We start from the raw sequence: 2,826 nt of genomic DNA, 5'->3' as shown, positions 1-2,826 counted from the left end.
CCGTACGCATCCGGTGAGGACCGCGGCTACTGACGGTTTGCTGGGGGTTTTGGCATCTTACTTGCCGAGGAAGGCCTCGACGCCTTCTTGAGCGAGGACATCGCGGAATGCAGCATCGGCATCGCGGTCGGTGGGGAATAGATTGTCCCAGACCGTCGAGGTGCCGTGCTCGTTGACGACCTCGAGGGACCAACCACGTTCGGTGGCGAGCCGCACGATGTTGATGGTCAGCCGTACGCCCGCCTGTTCGATGGACCGGCAGAGAGAGGGTTCAATCAGTTCGGGTTGCGGGTCAAATTCCATGCCGTGATGCTATGAGGTCACGGCTCCAGCTTCAACGCTGTTGGTTTCCAATTCCATGGGAGCAGGTCGCCAAGCCGATTAGCCGGATGACCGGCGATGCGGGCAGGGACGTCGGCGAGCCAAGCCTGGGGATCGAGGTCGTTGAGGCGACAGCTTTGAATGAGTGAAAACATGATGGCGGCGCGCTGACCGCCGCGATCGGAGCCGCAAAATAGCCATGCTTTCCGCCCGAGTGGCACACAGCGTAGCGCCCGTTCCGCTGCGTTGTTCGTGAGGCATACCCTGCCATCGACGAGGAAGCGGGTGAAGGAGTCCCAGCGCCGGAGCATATAGTTGATAGCCTTGGCGAGATCATGGTTACGCGACAGCTTGGCGAGTTGGGCGTTCAACCAGTCGTGCAGTTCGGCGATCAGTGGCGCGCTCAACTCCTGACGAGCGGCAAGCCGCTCCGCTGGTGTCTTGCCGTTGATACCGCGCTCAACGTCGAACAGGGCGTCCAGCTTCTGCACCGCCCCCAGTGCAATCGGATAAATGGGGCCAGTCCGCTCGCCGCGGCTCTTTTTGCGTGCAGCGCCCTCGACGTCGGCGAGTCCGAAGAACTTCCTGCGTGCATGGGCAAAGCATCCTGCCTCCAGGATAAGGTCGGGCCGACGATCGGGAGCGTACAGCTCGAAATAGCCCGCATAGGCGTCAGCCTGCAGAATCCCGGACCAGGACGCCAGGTGCGCCTGGGGATGTTCCCCGCGCCGGTCGCGCGAATAATAGAACACCACCGCCGGAGGATCGGCGCCGCCGAACGGGCGGTCATCCCGGACATAATTCCATAATCTACCGGTATCGGTCTTGCCCTTGGCCATGACCGGCACGGTGGTATCGTCGCCATGCACGCGCTCGGCGGCAAAGACATGGGCCTCGATCAGCCGAAAGATGGGCATCAAGGCGAAGGACGCCGCACCAACCTGATCGGCAAGCGTGGAGACGCTCAGCGGCACGCCTTCGCGAGCGAAGCGCTCCGCCTGGCGGTTGAGCGGCTGGTGCTGCCCATACTTCTCGAACAGCAGCATGGCGAGGAAGCTTGGCCCTGCCCAGCCACGCGGCACGACATGGAATGGCGCGGGCGGCTGCGTGATCTTCTCGCAGTCACGGCAGGAGAACTTCTCGCGTACGGTCTGGATGACCTTCCAGGCACGCGGGATTACCTCCAGCGTCTCGGTTACATCCTCGCCCAGCTTCGACAGGCGCATGCCGCCACAGGCCGGACAGGAACAGGGCGCCGGAACGACGACGCGGTCGCGGGGCAAATGGTCGGGGAACGGTTTTTTAACTGGCCTCTTGCGCTCAAAGGCGGTGACGTTCGTCGCCTTTGTCGCGGCGGTCTCGGCGGCCAGATCATCTTCGGCGGCGTCGGCCTCCAAATCTTCGAGCTCAAACTCCATCTGCGCAAGAAGCCGGCGGGTGCGTTCGGCGCTGGGGCCATACTGCTCGCGCCTGAGCTTGGCGATCTGCAACTTGTAGTGTGAGATCAACGCCTCGGTGGCGCTCTCCCGGGCACGGGCATTGGCCAGTTCGGCTTCAGCGCTCGTGGCCCGCTGTTCGGCTTCATCGGCGCGCTGCGCACTGAGCCGTACTAACGCCTTGAGCGCTTCGATATCGTCAGGCAGGGGCGAAACGGCGGCGTCCACAACTTGGATGGAATCATAGAAAACCTCCCGGATGAAGCGGAAAATGCAGCCTCCGCCGAGAAAATCTGCGCCTATCCTGCGCTCTGTGGGCGCCAGCTATATTGCGGGTTCCGCCAGTCCACTCCGTCGAGCAGACAGGCCAGCTGTGAGCTCGTCAGCGACACCACGCCGTCCTTCGCGGCGGGCCAAATGAACTTCCCTCGTTCCAATCGCTTCGAATATAACGACATCCCGAGGCCGTCGTGCCAGATTATCTTCACAAGCGCCCCGCTGCGCCCGCGAAAGACCCAAAGATCGCCGGCAAATGGGTCTCGCGAGAAGCTCTGCTGCACCATTGCTGCCAAGCTCTGCATGCCGCGCCGCATATCTGTGTGGCCCATCGCAATCCACACCCGCGCGCCAGCTGGGATCATCGCAGGGCCTTGAGCGCTGCCGACACCAAGGCAGCTGGTGCCGACGCAGATATGCTCACGCGCCCTTTGCCACCCAGATCCACGATGATCACCGGCATTGCGGCCTGGTGCGCATTCTGCTGTTCGCCATCGTCAACCACCGCCTGGGCGAACTCCGTCAGGGCGGGCGGCTGCCGCAGCTTGTTGCGCCACGTGTAAATGCGCGCCGTGGAAATATCGTGCCGACGCGCCACAGCCAAAACGCTGGCCCCAGGCGCAAAGGCTTCTGCCAAAATCTGGAGCCGTTCCTCGTCGCTCCAGCGCCGCCGCCGTTCCGGCCCAGTCATCACCGTGATCTGCCGCATCCACTGCTCCTAAGCGTGCTCTCGAGAGCGTTCTTAAGAGCAGGCCCCTACCTCACGACAAGGCGCGTCTCGCCGGATGCATAC

At 63.0% G+C, this 2,826-nt stretch carries 4 protein-coding genes; all 4 read right to left on the bottom strand.

Translation table 11 applies throughout. From position 1 onward, the window contains the following. Positions 1-57: 57 nt before the first annotated feature. Complete coding sequence (locus JQK15_RS26255) at positions 58-303, bottom strand: hypothetical protein (RefSeq protein WP_214869554.1); 246 nt, start codon at positions 301-303, stop codon at positions 58-60. Between the two features lie 17 nt (positions 304-320). Beyond that, entirely contained in the window at positions 321-1,985 is a 1,665-nt protein-coding gene (tnpC, locus tag JQK15_RS26250; RefSeq protein ID WP_214869552.1) for an IS66 family transposase, read from the bottom strand. 71 nt (positions 1,986-2,056) lie between these two features. Beyond that, complete coding sequence (gene tnpB, locus JQK15_RS26245; protein WP_019052498.1) at positions 2,057-2,398, bottom strand: IS66 family insertion sequence element accessory protein TnpB; 342 nt, start codon at positions 2,396-2,398, stop codon at positions 2,057-2,059. After that, positions 2,395-2,742: an IS66-like element accessory protein TnpA gene (gene tnpA / locus JQK15_RS26240; RefSeq protein WP_019052499.1), complete on the bottom strand. Its 348-nt coding sequence runs from the start codon at positions 2,740-2,742 to the stop codon at positions 2,395-2,397. Before tnpA ends, tnpB begins: the two co-directional genes overlap by 4 nt. Positions 2,743-2,826: the final 84 nt, after the last annotated feature.

Origin of the sequence: Sphingobium sp. BHU LFT2 (genome assembly GCF_018604485.1) — a bacterium.
Taxonomy (GTDB): domain Bacteria; phylum Pseudomonadota; class Alphaproteobacteria; order Sphingomonadales; family Sphingomonadaceae; genus Sphingobium; species Sphingobium yanoikuyae_A.
This window is presented reverse-complemented; position numbering and strand designations above follow the sequence as displayed.

What these genes read in the sequence shown, in the direction of transcription:
- JQK15_RS26255 (WP_214869554.1), bottom strand. Translation starts at nt 303, where the DNA reads ATGGAATTTGACCCGCAACCCGAACTGATTGAACCCTCTCTCTGCCGG.
- tnpB (WP_019052498.1), bottom strand. Translation starts at nt 2,398, where the DNA reads ATGATCCCAGCTGGCGCGCGGGTGTGGATTGCGATGGGCCACACAGAT.
- tnpA (WP_019052499.1), bottom strand. Translation starts at nt 2,742, where the DNA reads ATGCGGCAGATCACGGTGATGACTGGGCCGGAACGGCGGCGGCGCTGG.